This is a genomic window from Dyadobacter sp. LHD-138 (assembly GCF_030929615.1).
In the GTDB taxonomy this organism is placed as follows: domain Bacteria; phylum Bacteroidota; class Bacteroidia; order Cytophagales; family Spirosomataceae; genus Dyadobacter.
The window spans coordinates 127,016-145,208 of the sequence record NZ_JAVFVU010000002.1; the positions used below are offsets into that span (position 1 = coordinate 127,016).

General features: G+C 43.8%; 16 protein-coding genes. 12 read left to right on the forward strand and 4 right to left on the reverse strand.

Translation table 11 applies throughout. The annotated features are described in order from the left end of the window. Positions 1 to 121 precede the first annotated feature (121 nt). The 5 genes from RB622_RS01450 (at position 122) to RB622_RS01470 (ending at position 4,760) form a co-directional block, all read left to right on the forward strand. A complete protein-coding gene (locus tag RB622_RS01450) occupies positions 122 to 1,171 on the forward strand; it encodes a HesA/MoeB/ThiF family protein (protein ID WP_308044702.1) in 1,050 nt (349 codons plus the stop codon). A 70-nt stretch (positions 1,172 to 1,241) separates the two neighbouring features. Further along, on the forward strand, positions 1,242 to 2,060 hold the full coding sequence (locus RB622_RS01455; RefSeq protein WP_308044703.1) for a helix-turn-helix transcriptional regulator: 819 nt from the start codon (positions 1,242 to 1,244) through the stop codon (positions 2,058 to 2,060). 78 nt (positions 2,061 to 2,138) lie between these two features. Beyond that, positions 2,139 to 3,086, forward strand: coding sequence for a nitrilase family protein (locus RB622_RS01460; protein ID WP_308044705.1), 948 nt, complete (start codon positions 2,139 to 2,141; stop codon positions 3,084 to 3,086). A 204-nt stretch (positions 3,087 to 3,290) separates the two neighbouring features. Next, positions 3,291 to 4,175, forward strand: coding sequence for a sulfite exporter TauE/SafE family protein (locus RB622_RS01465; protein WP_308044706.1), 885 nt, complete (start codon positions 3,291 to 3,293; stop codon positions 4,173 to 4,175). 114 nt (positions 4,176 to 4,289) lie between these two features. Further along, on the forward strand, positions 4,290 to 4,760 hold the full coding sequence (locus RB622_RS01470; protein WP_308044745.1) for an NADH-quinone oxidoreductase subunit A: 471 nt from the start codon (positions 4,290 to 4,292) through the stop codon (positions 4,758 to 4,760). A gap of 66 nt (positions 4,761 to 4,826) precedes the next feature. Here RB622_RS01470 and RB622_RS01475 read toward each other — a convergent pair whose 3' ends face one another. After that, on the reverse strand, positions 4,827 to 5,588 hold the full coding sequence (locus tag RB622_RS01475; protein WP_308044707.1) for a hypothetical protein: 762 nt from the start codon (positions 5,586 to 5,588) through the stop codon (positions 4,827 to 4,829). Between the two features lie 143 nt (positions 5,589 to 5,731). Here RB622_RS01475 and nuoB point away from each other — a divergent pair, with 143 nt between their 5' ends. From nuoB to RB622_RS01495, 4 genes are all read left to right on the forward strand, one after another. Further along, complete coding sequence (gene nuoB / locus RB622_RS01480) at positions 5,732 to 6,253, forward strand: NADH-quinone oxidoreductase subunit NuoB (RefSeq protein WP_308044708.1); 522 nt, start codon at positions 5,732 to 5,734, stop codon at positions 6,251 to 6,253. A 30-nt stretch (positions 6,254 to 6,283) separates the two neighbouring features. Next, positions 6,284 to 6,787 (forward strand): NADH-quinone oxidoreductase subunit C, encoded by a 504-nt coding sequence (locus tag RB622_RS01485; RefSeq protein WP_308044709.1) that lies wholly within the window; start codon positions 6,284 to 6,286, stop codon positions 6,785 to 6,787. Positions 6,788 to 6,944: 157 nt separating this feature from the next. After that, positions 6,945 to 8,630, forward strand: a complete 1,686-nt coding sequence (locus RB622_RS01490) for a hypothetical protein (RefSeq protein ID WP_308044710.1) — start codon at positions 6,945 to 6,947, stop codon at positions 8,628 to 8,630. Positions 8,631 to 8,756: 126 nt separating this feature from the next. After that, positions 8,757 to 10,601, forward strand: coding sequence for a hypothetical protein (locus RB622_RS01495; RefSeq protein ID WP_308044711.1), 1,845 nt, complete (start codon positions 8,757 to 8,759; stop codon positions 10,599 to 10,601). A 21-nt stretch (positions 10,602 to 10,622) separates the two neighbouring features. On the opposite strand, the gene RB622_RS01500 is transcribed toward RB622_RS01495, so the two are convergent. Beyond that, on the reverse strand, positions 10,623 to 11,330 hold the full coding sequence (locus RB622_RS01500; protein ID WP_308044712.1) for a hypothetical protein: 708 nt from the start codon (positions 11,328 to 11,330) through the stop codon (positions 10,623 to 10,625). A 248-nt stretch (positions 11,331 to 11,578) separates the two neighbouring features. On the opposite strand from RB622_RS01500, the gene carB reads away from it, so the two are divergent. Continuing rightward, on the forward strand, positions 11,579 to 14,422 hold the full coding sequence (gene carB / locus RB622_RS01505) for a carbamoyl-phosphate synthase large subunit (RefSeq protein ID WP_308044713.1): 2,844 nt from the start codon (positions 11,579 to 11,581) through the stop codon (positions 14,420 to 14,422). Positions 14,423 to 14,570: 148 nt separating this feature from the next. Here carB and RB622_RS01510 read toward each other — a convergent pair whose 3' ends face one another. After that, complete coding sequence (locus RB622_RS01510) at positions 14,571 to 14,810, reverse strand: DUF4834 domain-containing protein (protein WP_308044714.1); 240 nt, start codon at positions 14,808 to 14,810, stop codon at positions 14,571 to 14,573. A 287-nt stretch (positions 14,811 to 15,097) separates the two neighbouring features. Beyond that, a complete protein-coding gene (gene bshA / locus RB622_RS01515) occupies positions 15,098 to 16,234 on the reverse strand; it encodes an N-acetyl-alpha-D-glucosaminyl L-malate synthase BshA (protein ID WP_308044715.1) in 1,137 nt (378 codons plus the stop codon). 201 nt (positions 16,235 to 16,435) lie between these two features. On the opposite strand from bshA, the gene RB622_RS01520 reads away from it, so the two are divergent. Then, on the forward strand, positions 16,436 to 17,317 hold the full coding sequence (locus RB622_RS01520; RefSeq protein ID WP_308044716.1) for a geranylgeranylglycerol-phosphate geranylgeranyltransferase: 882 nt from the start codon (positions 16,436 to 16,438) through the stop codon (positions 17,315 to 17,317). 33 nt (positions 17,318 to 17,350) lie between these two features. Beyond that, positions 17,351 to 18,046 (forward strand): hypothetical protein, encoded by a 696-nt coding sequence (locus tag RB622_RS01525; RefSeq protein ID WP_308044717.1) that lies wholly within the window; start codon positions 17,351 to 17,353, stop codon positions 18,044 to 18,046. Positions 18,047 to 18,193 lie beyond the last annotated feature (147 nt).

Below are 18,193 nucleotides of genomic sequence, written 5' to 3' on the forward strand. Positions count from 1 at the left end.
TGACAGCATGTGCAGCCAGCAACATCAGGCCATTAACCTTGCCGCAAAGCGGCCAAATATTTGTAGAAAGCTGATATTGTTAACGAAGATATAAAGGTGCAGCGCACCGAAATAAATTACAGTGGAATCATCAGAACGAAAAAGATACAGTCGTCAGATCATCCTGTCCGAAATGGGTTTGACCGGACAAGAAAAACTCAAGGCGGCAAAGGTGCTTGTCATTGGCGCCGGTGGTTTAGGTTGTCCGGTGTTGCAATATCTGACTGCGGCCGGTGTCGGGACGATCGGTGTGATCGACAATGATACCGTGGACATCACCAATCTTCACCGCCAGATTCTGTACGCTGCGGCCGATGTAGGAAAGTGTAAAGCGGAAACGGCCGTTGCCAAACTATCCGCCATGAATCCTTTCGTTAATCTGATAGCGATTCCGGTCCGTCTTGATGAAGAAAATGCGACAGAAATAATCTCCGGTTATGATATCGTGATCGACGGATCAGACAATTTCCCGACACGATATCTTGCTAATGACATGTGTGTTGCTTTAAACAAACCGCTTGTTTTCGGTTCCATACTGCGTTTTGAAGGTCAGGTGTCTGTTTTTAATTATAATAATGGCCCAACCTACCGCTGTCTTTTCCCGGAAGCGGAAGAAGGCGATAACTGTGAAGTTGCGGGCGTTATCGGAATTTTACCGGGTATCATCGGTACCTACATGGCCAATGAGGCAATTAAAATCATTTGTGGCATAGGCGAAATTTTGTCTGGAAAACTGCTTGTTATCAGTGCACTCAACAACACCATAAACATTTTCAACTTTTCAAGATCCGCTGATTTCCCTGCACCTGCACAAACGGCCATTGCAGCAGTGACTAATAAAATTCCGGAAAAAGACGCTCATGAGATCCTGATGGATGATCTTGAAAATTTGCTGGAATCCGAACCGGACAAAATTCAGCTCATAGACGTCCGGGAAGAATATGAATTTGAGGAAGATTTCATCGGCGGCATCAACATTCCGCTGCCCGATCTTCCGGAAAACCTAAACCAAATGTCTCCCGACAAAACAGTCGTTTTTTACTGTCAAAGTGGAAAACGCAGTAAACTGGCTGCCGATCTATTAACGCGAAGCGGATTTACCGGGCAGAGTTTATGGGCAAAAAAAGCATAAGTTGTTGTGCAAATCTATTTTTACCATGACTTTAACTTAATTTTGAATAGCTAAAAACGAGGTTAAAGTCATGCAGCTTTCTCCATCTCCGATTCTCGCCGATGTTATCAAACATTTTCTGATTCTTGAAAGTAATTTCAGTGCCGGAACCTGTCACCGCATGTTTTCAGATGGAAACACGGGAATCGTATTTAATTTCAGCGATCCGTTATTACATCAGGAAGCAGGTAGTAAAAAAAACGCGGTACTTCCCCAAAGCTTTGTTTATGGCCAGCTTGATGCTTATCAGAATATTATTGCAAAGGGTAAATTCGGCCTGATAATCGCGGTATTTCATCCCTACGGCTCCTCCGCCTTTCTAAAACTTCCCGCTACCGAATTAAAAAATGAGATCATCGACTCAGGTTGCTTTTTCGGAAACAAAACCGATCTGCTCCTTGAAAAAATACAGGAACGGGGTGACATATACAGCCGGATCAAAGTCGTTGAAAATTTTCTCATAGTCAACAGAAAAACGCAACATTACTCAGGAACCATTGCGACAGAGGCCGTGAGACTTATTCACCTACATCATGGAAATTTACCGATAAACTCGCTTCTATCCAATTTACAAATTAGTGAGCGACAACTGCAAAGAACATTTGAAGAACACATCGGAATTTCACCCAAACGTTATTCAGGCTTAACCAGAATCCAGTTTTTTCTCAAACTACTAAGGAACCGGCCTTTGGAAACTTCGTTAACCTCGCTGGGTTATGATTCCGGATTTTATGATCAGGCGCACTTAATCCGCGAACTAAAAAATATCTCCGGTATTACGCCCAAACAATACATTTCCCAAAATCCGCCTTTGGCTGCCAATCTGGTTCCGATAACACCGGTTAAGTAGCTATTAAACCTGCGTCGGATTTGTACAATTTTTCTGGCCCCGATTCTCTTACTTTTGAATCATCAAATGACAAAAGCTATGAAGAACATTAAAATTGCAACAGCCCAGTTCGAAAACCGGAGCGCTGACAAAGCCTATAACCTTCAAATGATTGATCAGCTCGCGCAGCAGGCAGCCAGCAAAGGTGCCAAAGTTATCGCCTTTCACGAGTGCTCCGTAACGGGTTACACGTTCGCGCGGCACTTATCGCGGGAACAACTTTTGGCTGTCGCTGAATTTATTCCGGATGGTCCAAGTATAACAAAACTTGCGGCAATAGCCCGAAAACATCAGATCGTTATCCTGGCAGGTTTGTTTGAAAAGGATTTGGATGATAAAATTTACAAAGCCTATGCTTGCGTAGATGAAAACGGTCTGGTTGCCAAATTTCGCAAACTTCATCCGTTCATCAATCCGCACCTGACGCCAGGAAATGAATATGTCGTTTTTGACCTTTTTGGATGGAAATGCGGCATACTGATCTGCTATGATAACAACATTATTGAAAATGTGAGAGCAACCAAATTACTAGGAGCCGATATCATTTTTATGCCGCACGTCACTATGTGCACACCTTCCACAAGGCCGGGTGCGGGGTTTGTAGATCCTGCATTATGGCAAAACCGGGAAACCGATCCCACTTCTCTTCGTCAGGAATTTGATGGTGCTAAAGGACGCGACTGGCTGATGAAATGGCTCCCGGCCCGTGCCTACGATAACGCGATTTACGCCATTTTTTCAAATCCGATCGGGATGGATGATGATCAGTTAAAAAATGGCTGCTCCATGATCCTGGACCCCTACGGAGATGTTATCGCGGAATGCCGTGAGCTGGACAACGCCATCGCCATCGCAACCCTGACACCGGAAAAACTGGAAAGAGCCGGCGGTTCCCGATATATCAAAGCCCGTCGTCCGGATTTGTACAGAGACATTATTGGGCAGGATCATAACCCGGTCCAGAAAGTAGTGTGGCTGGAAAAATAACAGGATTTAAAACGTGCCTGGTGACGGTTTCAAAAACCAGGCACTACCCTTTTCCAGCCACTTTTCACCAAACACACAGCACTTCCGGCACAACAGATAAGGAACTAATTTTCAATTAATTTACTCTATTAATTTGGTAGATTTAATGGTTTTAGTAGCTTTGCAAACTGACTCTACAAATACTGAATATTAATAGGAAAAGTAATGTTACAAAAAGTTCTCTCCTTAAAGCTTCCAACACGGCCTGTCTGGTACATTTTACCAATCAGTGTATTCATTCTGTTTATCGGTTTTTTGTTTTTAAACGGCACTTTATCCGTTACTGAAACCAGCATTGAAACGTTTCTGGCGAGTGATTTCGCGTTGTATCTTTTGGTTGGACTGGCCGCTCAGGTCGTCGACGGTGCGCTTGGCATGGCTTATGGCGTAACATCCACCTCATTTTTATTAAGTCTTGGCGTAACACCGGCCGTCAGCAGCGCCAGCGTTCACGTGGCTGAAATGTTCACGACCGGCGCCTCAGCGATATCGCATTTCCGATTTAAAAATATCAATAAAAAACTTTTCAAAGGACTTTTGATTCCCGGTGTGTTAGGAGCTATAACAGGCGCTTACCTGCTTTCGGACGTGATTGACGGCAATGTGATCAAACCTTACATTGCTTTTTACATGCTGATCCTCGGCGTGATTATCGTCCGTAAAGCCATTCAAAAGAATTTTGTAAAAAATAAAACAAAACGTATCGGTCTTTTGGCTGCTACGGGCGGATTTATGGATTCTATCGGCGGCGGCGGCTGGGGACCTATCGTCACTTCCACACTGCTTGGCCAGGGCCGCGACCCACGCTATACGATCGGCTCTGTTAATGCGGCCGAATTTGTTGTAACGTTTGCCAGCGGTATTACTTTCCTTATTTTTCATGGCGTAAACAGCTGGCAGGTCGTTCTCGGACTGATCGTCGGTGGTGTGATAGCCGCTCCTTTTGGTGCGCTGGTTGTGGGGAAAATAAAACGCAAACCTTTGATGTTAATGGTTGGTATTCTGGTCATTGGCCTAAGTCTTCGTACCATTATCCTCAGCATACTCTAAAAATACCACGCTGCGCAATCTGCTTTTGCTGATTGCAGCCTGCACTTTCTTCGATGATTTTGCCTGCGCCTTTATCAAAAATCCTTAGCTTTGCAAAAACCCGTTTCCTGCGTTATGCTGACTGATTTTGGTTATATATTACTGTTCATTATTGCCGCTCTTGCACTGATCGGAGTCGTACTTACCGTTGCTAAGTTTTTACGTCCTGACAGACCCAACGAAGAAAAACTTACCACATACGAGTCGGGAGAAGATCCGCTTGGCAATGCCAATGTGCAGTTCAACGTACGTTTTTATGTTGTGGCGCTGATTTTTGTTTTGTTTGAAGTTGAACTTTTATTTCTTTTTCCCTGGGCTGTCGTTTTTGGAAATGAAGACCTTATCGAACAGACAAACGGCCAATGGGGCTGGTTTGCGATGGCAGAAATGACCGTTTTTGTGGCAATACTGGTTCTTGGACTGGCATACGCATGGGTGAAAGGGTACCTAGATTGGGTGCGCCCGCAACCCCAGATCCCGGAAGTAAAATCGCCTGTTCCTATTGATTTGTACAAACAGGTGAATGAAAAATATAAAAAGATCTGATTTTAAAAATTTCATATAACCAAAACGACTTCCCGAAAAGGAAGTCGTTTTGGTTATAAAGCTTGATCAATGCATTCTTCCCCACATCCGGTGCTTGCTTTTTGGAAAGAAAACCAGCCCGATCTGCGCATACAACTGATTGGGCTTAAACGATGGCAGATCCGTTACTTTTACATCATCGCCCCGCCATCTGTCTGACCGGATAATCGGCAGATGATAGGTAACTTTGCTGCTGATATAAACCTTGTCGTAAACTTTTGGGAATAAATTCATTTTATAATCCACGCCTATGCCGGCATGTAAATTAAAACTCGCCGCATGCAGCTTCACAGCACTATAGGCATTCGGGTTTTGATTTACCTGACCAAAAGTCGCAGTCTGATTACTTTTGACCCGCAACTGATACAACATCAGATCCCAGCCAATCGGAATCAGCACATTCCAGTGAGAAGAATTTACAAATTTAGGACTGGCATCCGCGCCGATCCCGATTCCCCAAAACTTGCCACGGCGGACATTTTCATCATCATTAAATTTCGTGCTGTTCATCAGAATAAGCCTGCTTTCCGCAAAAAAACGTTCCGTTTCCATCCTTTTGGCCAGCACGACCGAGGCCATAAGACTTTCAAAAGGTTTGATATTCTGCGCTCTCATTTCATTGCGAATGGCTTTAAAACTGCTGTTTGACAGCACTCCGAATTCGGCATAAACGGCCATTCCGCTCCTGAATTTTTTCGTTGTTGCAGTCGTATCCGAACCTTCCTCCGCAAAGGTTACGTTAACCATCAGGGTAGCAAAAAAAATGCTGAAAAGTAATTTGTTTTTCATATCCGGAATAAGTTGAAGTGTTTGCAATCTAACGCTTATAAAAGGCCATTTCTTGTCATTTATGACTACTTTTGCATAGAAACCGATTCGCTCTTGCATGAGCAAATATTGTACCAGAGAATTACTACTGAAAGTGATAGCTGATGAGTGAAAGAATAAAAACCGGTGACGGTGGGATTATACTGACAAACGCAGAAGATTTAATGAACTGGGCCAGGTTATCTTCCTTATGGCCAATGGGTTTCGGACTCGCCTGCTGTGCTATTGAAATGATGGCAACGTATGCTTCCCATTATGATTTGGAACGATTTGGTATCATGCCACGCCCTTCCCCCCGTCAGTCCGACGTGATGATCGTAGCCGGAACGGTAACTTTCAAGATGGCCGACCGGATCCGTCGTTTGTATGAACAGATGCCCGAGCCGCGCTATGTGATCTCCATGGGAAGCTGTTCCAATTGCGGCGGTCCTTACTGGGAACATGGCTATCACGTGGTGAAAGGAGTTGACCGTATTATTCCCGTGGATGTATACGTTCCGGGCTGCCCACCCCGGCCCGAAGCACTGATCGGAGGATTTATGAAATTACAGGAAAAAATCCGCGGAGAACATCCGCTGGCGCCTGAACTTTTTTTGGAAATGGAGCAAAAAGCCGAAGCTGTTTAGTTATTACCGAATGAATCATCGAATCTACATATGGATTTTGAAGCAATAAAACAGATCCTCATTTCACAGTTTGGTGAAAGCATAGGTTCAGAGGAAAAAGGGCCTCAGCCAATTTTAACGGCTCCGGCTGACAGGATTGCTGATATCTGCCGGTTTCTTTTTGAGGACGAACGTTTGTATTTTGATTATCTGCCCTGTATCACGGCAATTGACAACGGTCCGGCGGTTGCCACCATGGAATTGATCTATCACCTGATTTCTATTCCTTATGGACACGCGCTGACCATTAAAATTGTTTTTCCACGTAATACCGCAGAGCAGCCCTTGCCATCTGTTTCAACCGTCAGCCATATCTGGCGTACCGCCGACTGGCATGAAAGAGAGGCCTTTGACCTGATGGGTATTCATTTTGAAAATCATCCGGACCTGCGCAGAATCCTTCTTCCGGAAGACTGGGAAGGACATCCGTTAAGAAAAGATTATAGTGCACAGGAAAAATACCATGGCATACACGTGCGCTATGCGCATGACTGAGTAAATATTGCGTCAATGACAGAATGATTTCGCGGGCTTTAACCGGTTATGTTCTGTCATTTGCGCTTTTGTTCAACCCTGTCCTATCGAAATTTAGGTTACAAATTTGTTTGCTTGGTAAAGGCTCAGTATTTTTCGTAATTAATTACTGATCAACATGCGAACTAAATTTCCTCTAACAGTCGTCGTTATTTTATTGTGCGTTTCTTTAAACGGATTTGCCTCTACCGATTCCCTGATTATCAAAGGCCGGATACTAAATCTGACAGGCCGTTTATACCGACAGGCGCCCGCAATTACCTTTTCGCGTAATAACATTCTTCAACCGAAATCCGAGCTAACCAAACAGGCACCCTTGCAGGCTGATGGGACTTTCCGGGTTTCTCTCCCTGTTTTTTTTCCAAATGAAGAGATCTACCTGGATTATAACGGAAAAGCCGGTACTGCCTTTTTGGGTTCAAAAGGAGAAATAGAGATAACCTTCGACGGGGATTCCATCTCAAAAGCAAAAAAGCTGTTCTACTTTGCCGGTGTTAACGCTACGGCAAATAATCAGTACGCCGAATATCTTGCCGCACTCAATAAGGCTTTCACTGCCAACAGCGTTTTAGGTACTAATTTTTACAAAACATTCTGGGAAAAAAGTCCGGCAGCGGCAGAAACCGCAGCGGCAAACCGGGCTGACCTTCGCTCGACCGTGATCGGAAAAATGACGTCGGGCATCAGCGATCCGTCGCTGACACAATGGACTCAAAGCATCACGGACGATGAAAAACTGCAAAACCTGTACGAATATTATCTGAGCAATCCGCTGGAAACACCTTCATCTAATAAGTCATTTACAGATCTCAGCAGACTGAACCAAAGTCCTTTGACGGCACAGCGTGTTTCTCTTGCCGATCGCTTAGGCAATTTTGCAGACATCAAAAAAGAAGAAAGGTTAAACTCGGGTTCCCGCGCCAGTTCTCTTCAGGTAAAACTGATGGCGACCATGATCAAAGACCATACGGGGCCTTTCTCTGAGGATGAAGCAGAAAAACTGAACGGTATCATCGGGCGAGGTAAAGCAGAAAAAATCGAACTGGATTTTCTAAACACGCTTTACAAAAGAAGCAGTTCGAAGCTTGATTTATTTTTTGCGTTTGAAGCCGACAGCAGATCCAATCATTCATTATTCGACAGCGTGGCATCCGACTTTTTAAGTGCGCGTTATCTTCCGGAAAATTTCCACAAATTTTCCTATAAAAATCAGGTTGTACTCAATGATTACATCCAGACGCGCCTAAAATCTTCACAGTTCCGCCAGTCGCTAAACGAACTTGTCAGGCTGGAAGTAAAAGACAGTGTTAATATGGCTAAGATGATGGCCTTCAGAGGTACAAAACCAACACCGACCGAAGTTTTGCCAGAATACTGGCTTGCCGAATCGGAAGGCAGAGGCAATGATTTCATTAGTAATATCGTCGATTTGTATAAGGGAAAAACCCTTTATCTGCTCAAATGGAATATCGATGATCCAAAAAGTCGTGAAGAGCTTGACTATGCATCCGCATTGCGGTCGCGCCTGCCGACAACGGTGGAGTTCCTTTACGTACACCTGCCCAATGAAGAGGTTGCCGTTTCAACGGATCTTGTCAAACAATACATTGTAAGACACCAGCTCAAAGGTGTACACCTGTTTTTGAACAGCAATCAGTTGATAGAATTACTGATCAAGCTGAATCCGCTGGACAGCGCAACGTTCGCCATTATTAAACCAAACGGAAAATTCGCCACCAAAAAAGCGCCGGCACCGAGCCAGACCGACGAAGTTATTAATGCGATTCAGCAAGCTGGAAATTGACAAACATTTTATTACCTTAACCAATATTAGCCAAAACTTCATATTAGAAAACCGGGTTCAATCCCACTACATCTGACATTCGTACGTTTATATATTGTCTAATGATTTGTTCATTGCTATGTGCCCATGTTTAGATACCTGTTACTTTTCCTGATCATCACCACCCCGCTCTTGGCCCAAAGGACGGATAGCCTCAGGAATACCGGTATCAACATGGACAGTGTGCGTTATACCAATCTCAAAATCCGGATGTCGAAAACAAAATTTTCGAGGTCCATATACCGGTTGTTATTCCGCGATGTGTACAATCAGGGGAAAATTGCGGAGGTAAAAACCATTGAAACAAATCCCTTTACGCAATATGAGGGAATGGTGATCCGGAAAATAATCATTAAACAGCTGAATGTTTTAGGGGAATCCGTGTATGATACCACCCGGGAAAGTAAACAGCTCGAACGTTTTCTAAGCAAGAATTTCCACACCAATACCCGCGAGCGCATTATCCGTAAATCCTTTCTCCGGTTCTCTGAAGGTGATGAAATTCAGGCCAGTGTTTTACGTGATAACGAACGTCTGTTAAGAAAAAACGGGACCATCACCGATGCGCGTATCATCGTCGTACCCAGAACGGACGTCACCTGGATGGCCGATATTGTCGTGCTGATTCAGGACTCCTGGTCCTGGAACATTTCAGTCAGTCCCAGCAAACTCAATAAATTCAGCCTCGGGCTCAACAACACGAACGTCAACGGGACAACGCATTCCCAGCTCACTAAAATCCGCTATGATGCGAGCGATTCGCTGCGAAAATTTCAATTCCGGACGATTTACACCATTCCTTACATTGGTAAAACGTTTATTACCGGGCAAGCCAATTTTATCTACGAACGGGATCAGGAGATACAGTCGCTTGTCTTTTCCCGCTCCTTTCTTACCACAGAGACAAAATACGCCGGCTCTTTTGAAGCCGGGCACGCCAGTTTACGGCAAATCAAAAGAAACCTTGATGACCCCGAAATAGAGAATCGCTACCGTACCGGTTATTATTACTACGACGCATGGCTGGGAAGATCTTTCAAGTTCCCCTTTAAAAACTCAGCACTCGGCGAAAAATCCCGTCTGGTCTTTGCTTTAAGGCATAATAAATATAATTTCACACAACGGCCTGAGGTAAGGGCGGATACGAACAAAATCTATTGGGACCGGAGCGCCACACTGATGAGTTTCGGTTATTCGAACCGGAGTTATAAAAGGGACGTATTGATTTACGGCTTCGGTAGAACGGAGGACGTTCCGGTCGGAAGCTTGTTTTCCCTCACCGTGGGCAATGAAAATACGGAATTTGGACAGAGGGGATATGCCGGCGTCCAGTTTGCAACCGGAAATTATCTTTCCCATAATTCCGGCTATCTGTATGGTATTGTCAATGTTGGGTCTTATTTCAAAACAGACCGCAAGCAACCAGGCGTTATCAGTGCGCAAACCAATTATATCAGTAAGTTGATACCGTTTCGTTACAGTTATTTCAGACAGTTCATCACCTTGCGCTACACCAGAGGGCTCAATCGAGACCCCGTTGACTATATTAATATCAGTAAGGAAAATGGAATCCGAGGCATCAGCAGCGACCGGCTTATTGGCACAAAAAAATTAACCCTGGGTCTGGAAACGGTTTATTTTTCCGAAAAAAGTTTACTTGGTTTCCGTATCGCGTATTATGCATTTATCGATTTAGGCATCGTTACACAAGACAAAATACATTTATGGCAGGCACCCGTCTATCAGGGCTACGGGCTGGGCATGCGGCTGAGAAATGAAAATCTTTCCATCAATACACTACAGTTGCGTATTGGTTTTTATCCGAATATTCCCGGAACATCATCCAGTATGCGTTATGCCATTGAGGGCAATACGCCGTTGAGACTGCGGGATTTTGATATTTCGGCGCCTTCCATGGTTCCGTACCAATAGGGTATTCAATATGTTTTAAACTCAGGGCATTACAATCGGACCGAGCATGAAAAGCCATAATAAATATCCTCCCACGCCGCCAATCAAACCGCCGAGTAAAAAAGTGGTTTTATCCGGGTCAGGAATAAACTTTTTGTAGACAATATACACCATAATAAGCCCCAACACCGCCAAAACAAATGAAATGGACCAGGCGTCAAAACCCAGGTAACGAGCCAGGATCGCTTCATCATTGCTTAAAGGGAAACGACCTCTTTGTACCGTAATCAGTAAATCCAGCACATAATTCCCCGGCGCCCTTAGCCAGAACAGGGCTATAAAAATCACTACCCATTTTTTCAATGCGTATGCTTCTTCCCCAAATTTATCCTTATTCCAAAAGGCAGCAATCAGTCCGAATGTTCCAATCAGCATGGTTAACAGCGGTCCGGCGAGGGTTATCATAAAAGCCTCATCTTTTATCCGCTTCATCAACGCCTCATAATCATCCTTTTTCGGAAAATATTCATTGGTCCTGATCTTGATTCTTTCATCCCTTGTGAGGCTGTCAAAAAAATCCTGATATCCCGGATTTGTCCAGGTTGTGAAACCATAACTGACTCTTGCGTCGTAACCAAGGTATTTTGCTATGAAAAAATGTCCATATTCATGCATGATTGTCGCGATAATATTTACCGCCACAAAACCCAGAATAAGTCGATAAAGCAACTTATTATCTATTTCACCCATACAATAAATTACAATACAACTACTTCACCAAACATACTACTAAAATTATAAACAAAACCGATCCAAACCCTTCCCGATATGCAAATACGTTATACACTTTTTTTGAACATTCAGTATTCTTTTTCCAATATGTGAATTAACTTTGTGGAATTTTTGAACGAACCCCTTTTATTCAAAAGGAAAAAATATCAGGTGCGCTCCGAAGTTATTAAAAGTTATTTCCAAAATTCTACAAATTACCATTTACTGTGCCCAAAAATCCGAATATCAAGTCCGTTCTAATTATCGGTTCTGGTCCCATCATCATTGGTCAGGCCTGTGAGTTCGACTACGCTGGCTCTCAAGCAGCCCGCTCACTTCGTGAAGAAGGTATAGAAGTTGTACTGATCAACTCGAACCCTGCCACGATCATGACGGATCCAATTAGCGCTGATCATGTGTATCTGCTGCCGTTGGAGAAGAAATATATCATCGAGATTCTTGAAAAACACAGGGCACTTGGGAAGCCGATTGATGCAGTTTTGCCAACAATGGGTGGTCAGACAGCCCTTAACTTAGCGATCGATTGCGATAAGGCCGGCATTTGGAAAAAGTATGATGTAGATATTATTGGTGTCGACATCAAAGCGATCGAGACGACTGAGGACAGAGAAAAATTCCGTCTTAAAATGCTTGAACTTGACGTGAACGTTTGTAAAGGACGCACGGCAAGATCATTTTTAGAAGGAAAAGAAATTGCTCAGGAAATTGGTTTCCCATTGGTTATCCGTCCTTCTTTCACCCTGGGTGGAACAGGCGGTGGATTTGTGGAAAGAGCTGAGGATTTCGACAAAGCACTTACAAACGGCTTGCACGCCTCTCCCACGCACGAAGTGCTGGTAGAACAAAGTGCTATGGGCTGGAAAGAATACGAGCTTGAACTTTTACGCGATAGCAAAGGAAACTTCATCATCATCTGTTCGATTGAGAACTTTGACCCGATGGGGGTTCACACAGGAGATAGTATCACAGTCGCACCGGCTATGACACTTCCTGATACGCTTTACCAGCAAATGCGCGACCTGGCTATCAAAATGATGGACGGTATCGGGAAATTCGCCGGTGGATGTAACGTTCAGTTCTCGGTAAACCCGGCTGACGATCAGATCATCGCGATTGAAATTAACCCGCGTGTTTCCCGTTCTTCTGCACTTGCATCGAAGGCAACGGGTTACCCCATTGCAAAAATCGCTGCAAAAATGGCGATTGGATATAACCTAGACGAGTTGATCAACCCGATCACAGGAAGTACTTCGGCCTTCTTCGAACCATCCATTGACTATGTAATCGTTAAAGTACCGCGCTGGAACTTTGATAAATTCCAGGGAGCCGATCGTTCACTTGGCTTGCAGATGAAATCAGTTGGTGAGGCCATGGGTATCGGCCGTAACTTCCAGGAAGCATTACAAAAAGCTTGTCAGTCACTTGAAATCCGTAGAAACGGACTTGGTGCTGACGGACGTGAGTTGCGCGACCAGGAAGCGATCAAATATAGCTTGCAACACCCAAGCTGGGATCGTCTGTTCCACATTTACGATGCATTCAAGATCGGTTTGTCTTTCAAAACAATCCAGAATCTTACCAAAATCGATGCATGGTTCCTTCGCCAGATCGAAGAGCTGATCGAACTGGAACACGAAATTGAGAAATTTGAACTGTCTGACCTTCCAAAAGACCTGTTCCTGACGGCAAAACAAAAAGGTTATGCCGACCGTCAGATTGCACATTTGCTTAGTACAAAAGAAAGCAAGGTGTATGACAGACGTAAAGAACTGGGCATCAAACGTGTCTACAAATGTGTGGATACCTGCGCTGCGGAATTTGAAGCAAAAACTCCATATTACTATTCAACATTCAATTCGTCGCAGGAAACTCCTGACAACGAGTCGATTGTGTCAGATAAGAAAAAGGTTGTCGTGCTGGGTTCAGGACCAAACCGTATCGGACAAGGGATCGAGTTTGACTACTCTTGTGTACACGGTGTGTTGGCTGCAAAAGAAGCCGGTTATGAAACGATCATGATCAACTGTAACCCTGAAACAGTTTCAACCGACCCGGATATCTCCGACAAATTATACTTTGAGCCGGTATTCTGGGAGCACGTTTTTGACATCATCGAACATGAAAAACCGGAAGGTGTCATTGTTCAGCTTGGTGGACAAACGGCTTTGAAAATGGCTGAAAAATTAGAGAAATACGGTATCAAAATCATCGGAACCAGCTACAATTCACTTGACTGGGCCGAAGATCGCGGACGTTTCTCTCCATTGCTCGAAGAACTTGGGATTCCTTATCCTAAATTCGGAACGGTAAGAACGGCCGACGCAGCTGTTGAACTTTCCCGCACGTTAGGCTTCCCGCTTCTGGTTCGTCCAAGTTATGTACTAGGCGGTCAGAACATGAAAATCGTGATCAACGAGAAAGAACTGGAAAACCACGTGGTAAAAATTCTTCGTGACATTCCGGACAACAACATTCTTCTGGATCACTTCCTTGAAGGAGCGCTTGAAGCAGAAGCCGATGCGATCTGTGATGGAGAGGACGCTTACATCATCGGTGTGATGGAGCATATCGAGCCGGCTGGTATCCACTCAGGAGATTCACACGCAGCACTTCCTCCATTCGATTTAACAGAAGACGAAATTCGTCAGATTAACGAACATACACGTAAAATCGCACTGGCGATGAATGTGAAAGGGCTTATCAACGTTCAGTTCGCGGTGAAAAACGGCATTGTTTACGTGATCGAAGCGAATCCACGTGCTTCACGTACAGTTCCCTTTATCTGTAAAGCATACCAGGAGCCTTACGTTAACTACGCTACGAAGCTAATGTTGGGAGATAAAAAACTGAGCGATTTTACTTTCAACCCGGTAAAAAAAGGTTGGGCAATTAAAATCCCGGTATTCTCATTCAATAAATTCCCGAATGTAAATAAGGAGTTAGGGCCTGAAATGAAATCAACCGGTGAGGCAATTTACTTCATTGACGATTTGCAGGACGAGTTCTTCCAGAAAATCTACGGAGAACGTAACTTATATCTGAGCCGCTAGGTTTTAGAGAAATATAAATGAAAAGCCCGGTTTAAACGCCGGGCTTTTTTTGCGTTCGCCCCGATTTGTAATCGGTGTGAACGCAAAAAAAGCCCAAAATCCAAAGATTCCGGGCCCAATTAAATTTTAATTAAAAAATATCTTTTTCCTATTTAACCTCCTCATAATCCACGTATTCACCTCCGCGGAAACGAGACTGGTTAACATCCGGTGGTACGCTATCAACACGAATGCCTGCCTTCTTCTTTTGCTCATAAGCTTTTTCCTGCCTTTTCTGCTCCTTCACCAACTGCCTTCCCACCAGTAAATGGAACATAAACCGGCGAAAAACCGGAACAAACGCTAATAACAAAAAGAATATGACAAGAACATTAAATAAAATTTTCATCTCTCAAAAGTTTTATATCTCCGTTATAACGAGAAACCCACTAAAATAAACACACGAATATAACGAAAACCTGTCAAATCATCCAATCGCCTTGAAGAATGGTGTACCTTGTTGACAAACGGCAAAAAAATGAGAATCAGTTCATGGACGGCTGATACATCCCTAACCTGATTTCGCAAATATTTCTTAGTTACAACGTTTTTATGATTGGTATGAAAATATTCAAAAATAAAACAGGACATATACAGTTGAGAAAACCCGGCTATAAATGTCCTGTTTGTAAGTCGTTATACAGTTGCCTTACTGTTTTCGATCACCCGTTCGTAGTAAGATTCGTAATGCGGCAAGATCCTTGCCACATCAAATTCCTTCGCTCTGGCAAGGGCATTGTCCTTGAATCTCGGCAAATTTTCATCCAGCAAAATATAGGCCGCATTTTTTACCATATCATCAACATCGCCGATATCACTTAAAAATCCGGTTACACCCGGAATGTTAAGCTCCGGCAATCCGCCCGCGTTGGAAGTAATCAGCGGCACCTCACAAGCCAGCGCTTCCAGGGCTGCCAGTCCAAAACTTTCAGATTCCGAAGGCATTAGGAACAGATCAGCCACAGATAACACTTCTTCGATGGCGTCCAGTTTACCCAGAAAACGAACGTCTGAAAGCATGTCAAGATCGCGGCATAAACGTTCGATCCGCGCACGATCCGGCCCATCGCCAACCAACAGCAGCTTACTTGGTGTAATATCACGGAGTTGATGGAAAATCATGATCACATCGTCAATCCTTTTAACTTTACGGAAATTCGACGTGTGCACGATCAGCTTTTCGTTGTTAGGGCAGATCGCAAGTTTGAAATGATCCTTTTTTTGCCTGTTAAAACGGCTCAGATCGATAAAATTCGGGATTACTTCAATATCTTTTGTAACAGCAAAGTGCCGGTAGGTATCATTTTTAAGCGATTCTGAAACGGCTGTTATCCCATCCGACTGATTGATACTGAAAGTTACAACAGGCTCATAAGATTCATCTTTTCCAACCAGGGTGATATCCGTACCATGCAATGTGGTGATGATCGGGATATGAATGCCTTGCTGGGCAAGGATTTGCTTGGCAAGATAAGCGGATGAAGCGTGCGGTATGGCATAATGCACATGAAGCAGGTCCAGTTTTTCCATCTTCACCACATGCACCATATGGCTCGACAAAGCCGATTCATAAGGCGGGTATTGAAACAATGGATAGGCTGGTATATTTACTTCGTGGTAATAAAGGTTTTCATTGAAAAAATCCAGTCGCTGAGGTTGAGAATACGTAATGAAATGTACCTGGTGGCCCTCTTTTGCAAGTGCTTTCCCTAGTTCCGTAGCAACTACGCCACTACCTCCAAAGGTTGGGTAGCACACAATGCCTATTTTCATAATTTTAAATTTCTATGTTCTGAGTGAAATAATTTAAGTTTAAGCACGACGAACTTTTGTAAACAGACCTATGATTCATAGCTAACACAAAATCAGTGCTTTTTTATCCCGAAGTGTTAGAGAAAGATTTTAATAATTCCTTAATTGACATAAAATGAATAATTTTAATGTCTGAACCTGCGTATATTTTTAATAACCTTCATGAATGTGTCTTTAAGACCGAAAGTAAGATTTTGGGATTTTGTTGCCGGAAGCCTGCGTCTGGTCCGCACGAGCAATCTGCTCATTGTGGCTGTTACGCAGTACCTTACGCGCATTTTGTTGATTGGCCCGAGACATGAGTGGAGAAAAATCATCAGTGATCCCGACTTGTTTATTCTTTCCCTTTCTACGGTTTGTATTGCGGCAGCCGGCTATATCATCAATGATTATTTCGACATTAAAATTGATATCGTTAACAAACCCGAACGTGTTGTTGTCGGCCGTTATCTGAAAAGACGCTGGGCAATGGGCGCGCATCAGGTATTAAATGTGCTTGGAGCCGCCCTGGGCCTTCTGGTAAGTCATTGGGTATTCCTCGTCAATGTGGTATCAATCACCATGCTCTGGTTTTATTCCGAACGTTACAAACGTGCGCCCTTTATCGGGAACCTTATCGTGTCACTGCTGACGGGTTTTACACTTTTAATTCTGACCATACGCTACCCCGAAAACCGCCAGCTTGTATTCATCTATGCAGTTTTCTCTTTCTTTATTTCCCTGATCCGGGAAATCGTCAAAGACATGGAAGATATCCGCGGCGACGAAGCGCATGGTTGCCGTACCCTCCCGATCATCTGGGGAATCAGGCGGACGAAACATTTTCTGTACTGTATTATTTTCATATTCGTCACGACCTTGTTTTTCATGGCGCACACCCTCAACAATCCGGTGCTTGCCGTACTTTTTCTTTTGCTATTATTCCCGATCGGATGGCTTGTATACACACTAAACCGCTCGGATACCCGCCGTGATTTCAAAAAGATCAGTTCTTTATGTAAATTAATTATGTTGCTGGGCCTTATCACGATGGTATGGGCATAACTGACCAATCAAATCACCTAAATGAACATCCTTATGAAAAGTAAAATTTTACTATTATTGGCTGTCTTTATTTCAAGCATCGTCAGCATCCGCGCTCAAGACTGCATGGGCACAAACATGAAAGCGGGAACCGGGTTTGAAATGGCAAATTACGACGGCAAAGGCAAGCTGATTGGCACCATGACGTATAAAATCGCCAAGGTAACTTCTCAGGGCGCGATGTCGGTTATTACCATTGATATGGAATCCTTTAATACAAAAGGCAAATCCGAATTAAAAAATACCTACGAAATGAAATGTGACGGCAACACGCTGTTTCTGGACGCAAGTACGCTGATCAATCAGGAACAGATGAAATCGTTTGAAAATTTTCAGATGAAATTCACTTCGACCAATATCGAATTCCCCAACAAGTTTACGGTCGGGGAAAAACTGAAAGATGCTTCGATGAAAGGCGAAGGAACATCCGGACCGATGACGATGATTTTCAACATGCTGATCTCGAACAGAAAAGTGGAAAGCCAGGAAAAAATCACCATCCCTGCCGGAACTTTTGACGCCTACAAAATTACCTCGGACATGAAAATGGAGACAAAAATGGGTTTTGGCATAACCGTTGATATCAACACCATCTCATGGCGCGCGCCGGGTGTCCTTTGGGATCTAAAAACCGAATCGTACCGTAAAGGCAAACTATTTGGCAGAAGTGAGCTAACAAAAATTTACTGACAAACCGCACAACAAATCTAAAAGATATAAAGAACGGCTTCCGAATTAAGCCCGGAAGCCATTCTTTTTTATAGCTTTGCCAATTATTTCAAAATTTCCGGAAATTCAAAGTGACAGGCACAACCGGTCAACTTCTGACTTTCCACT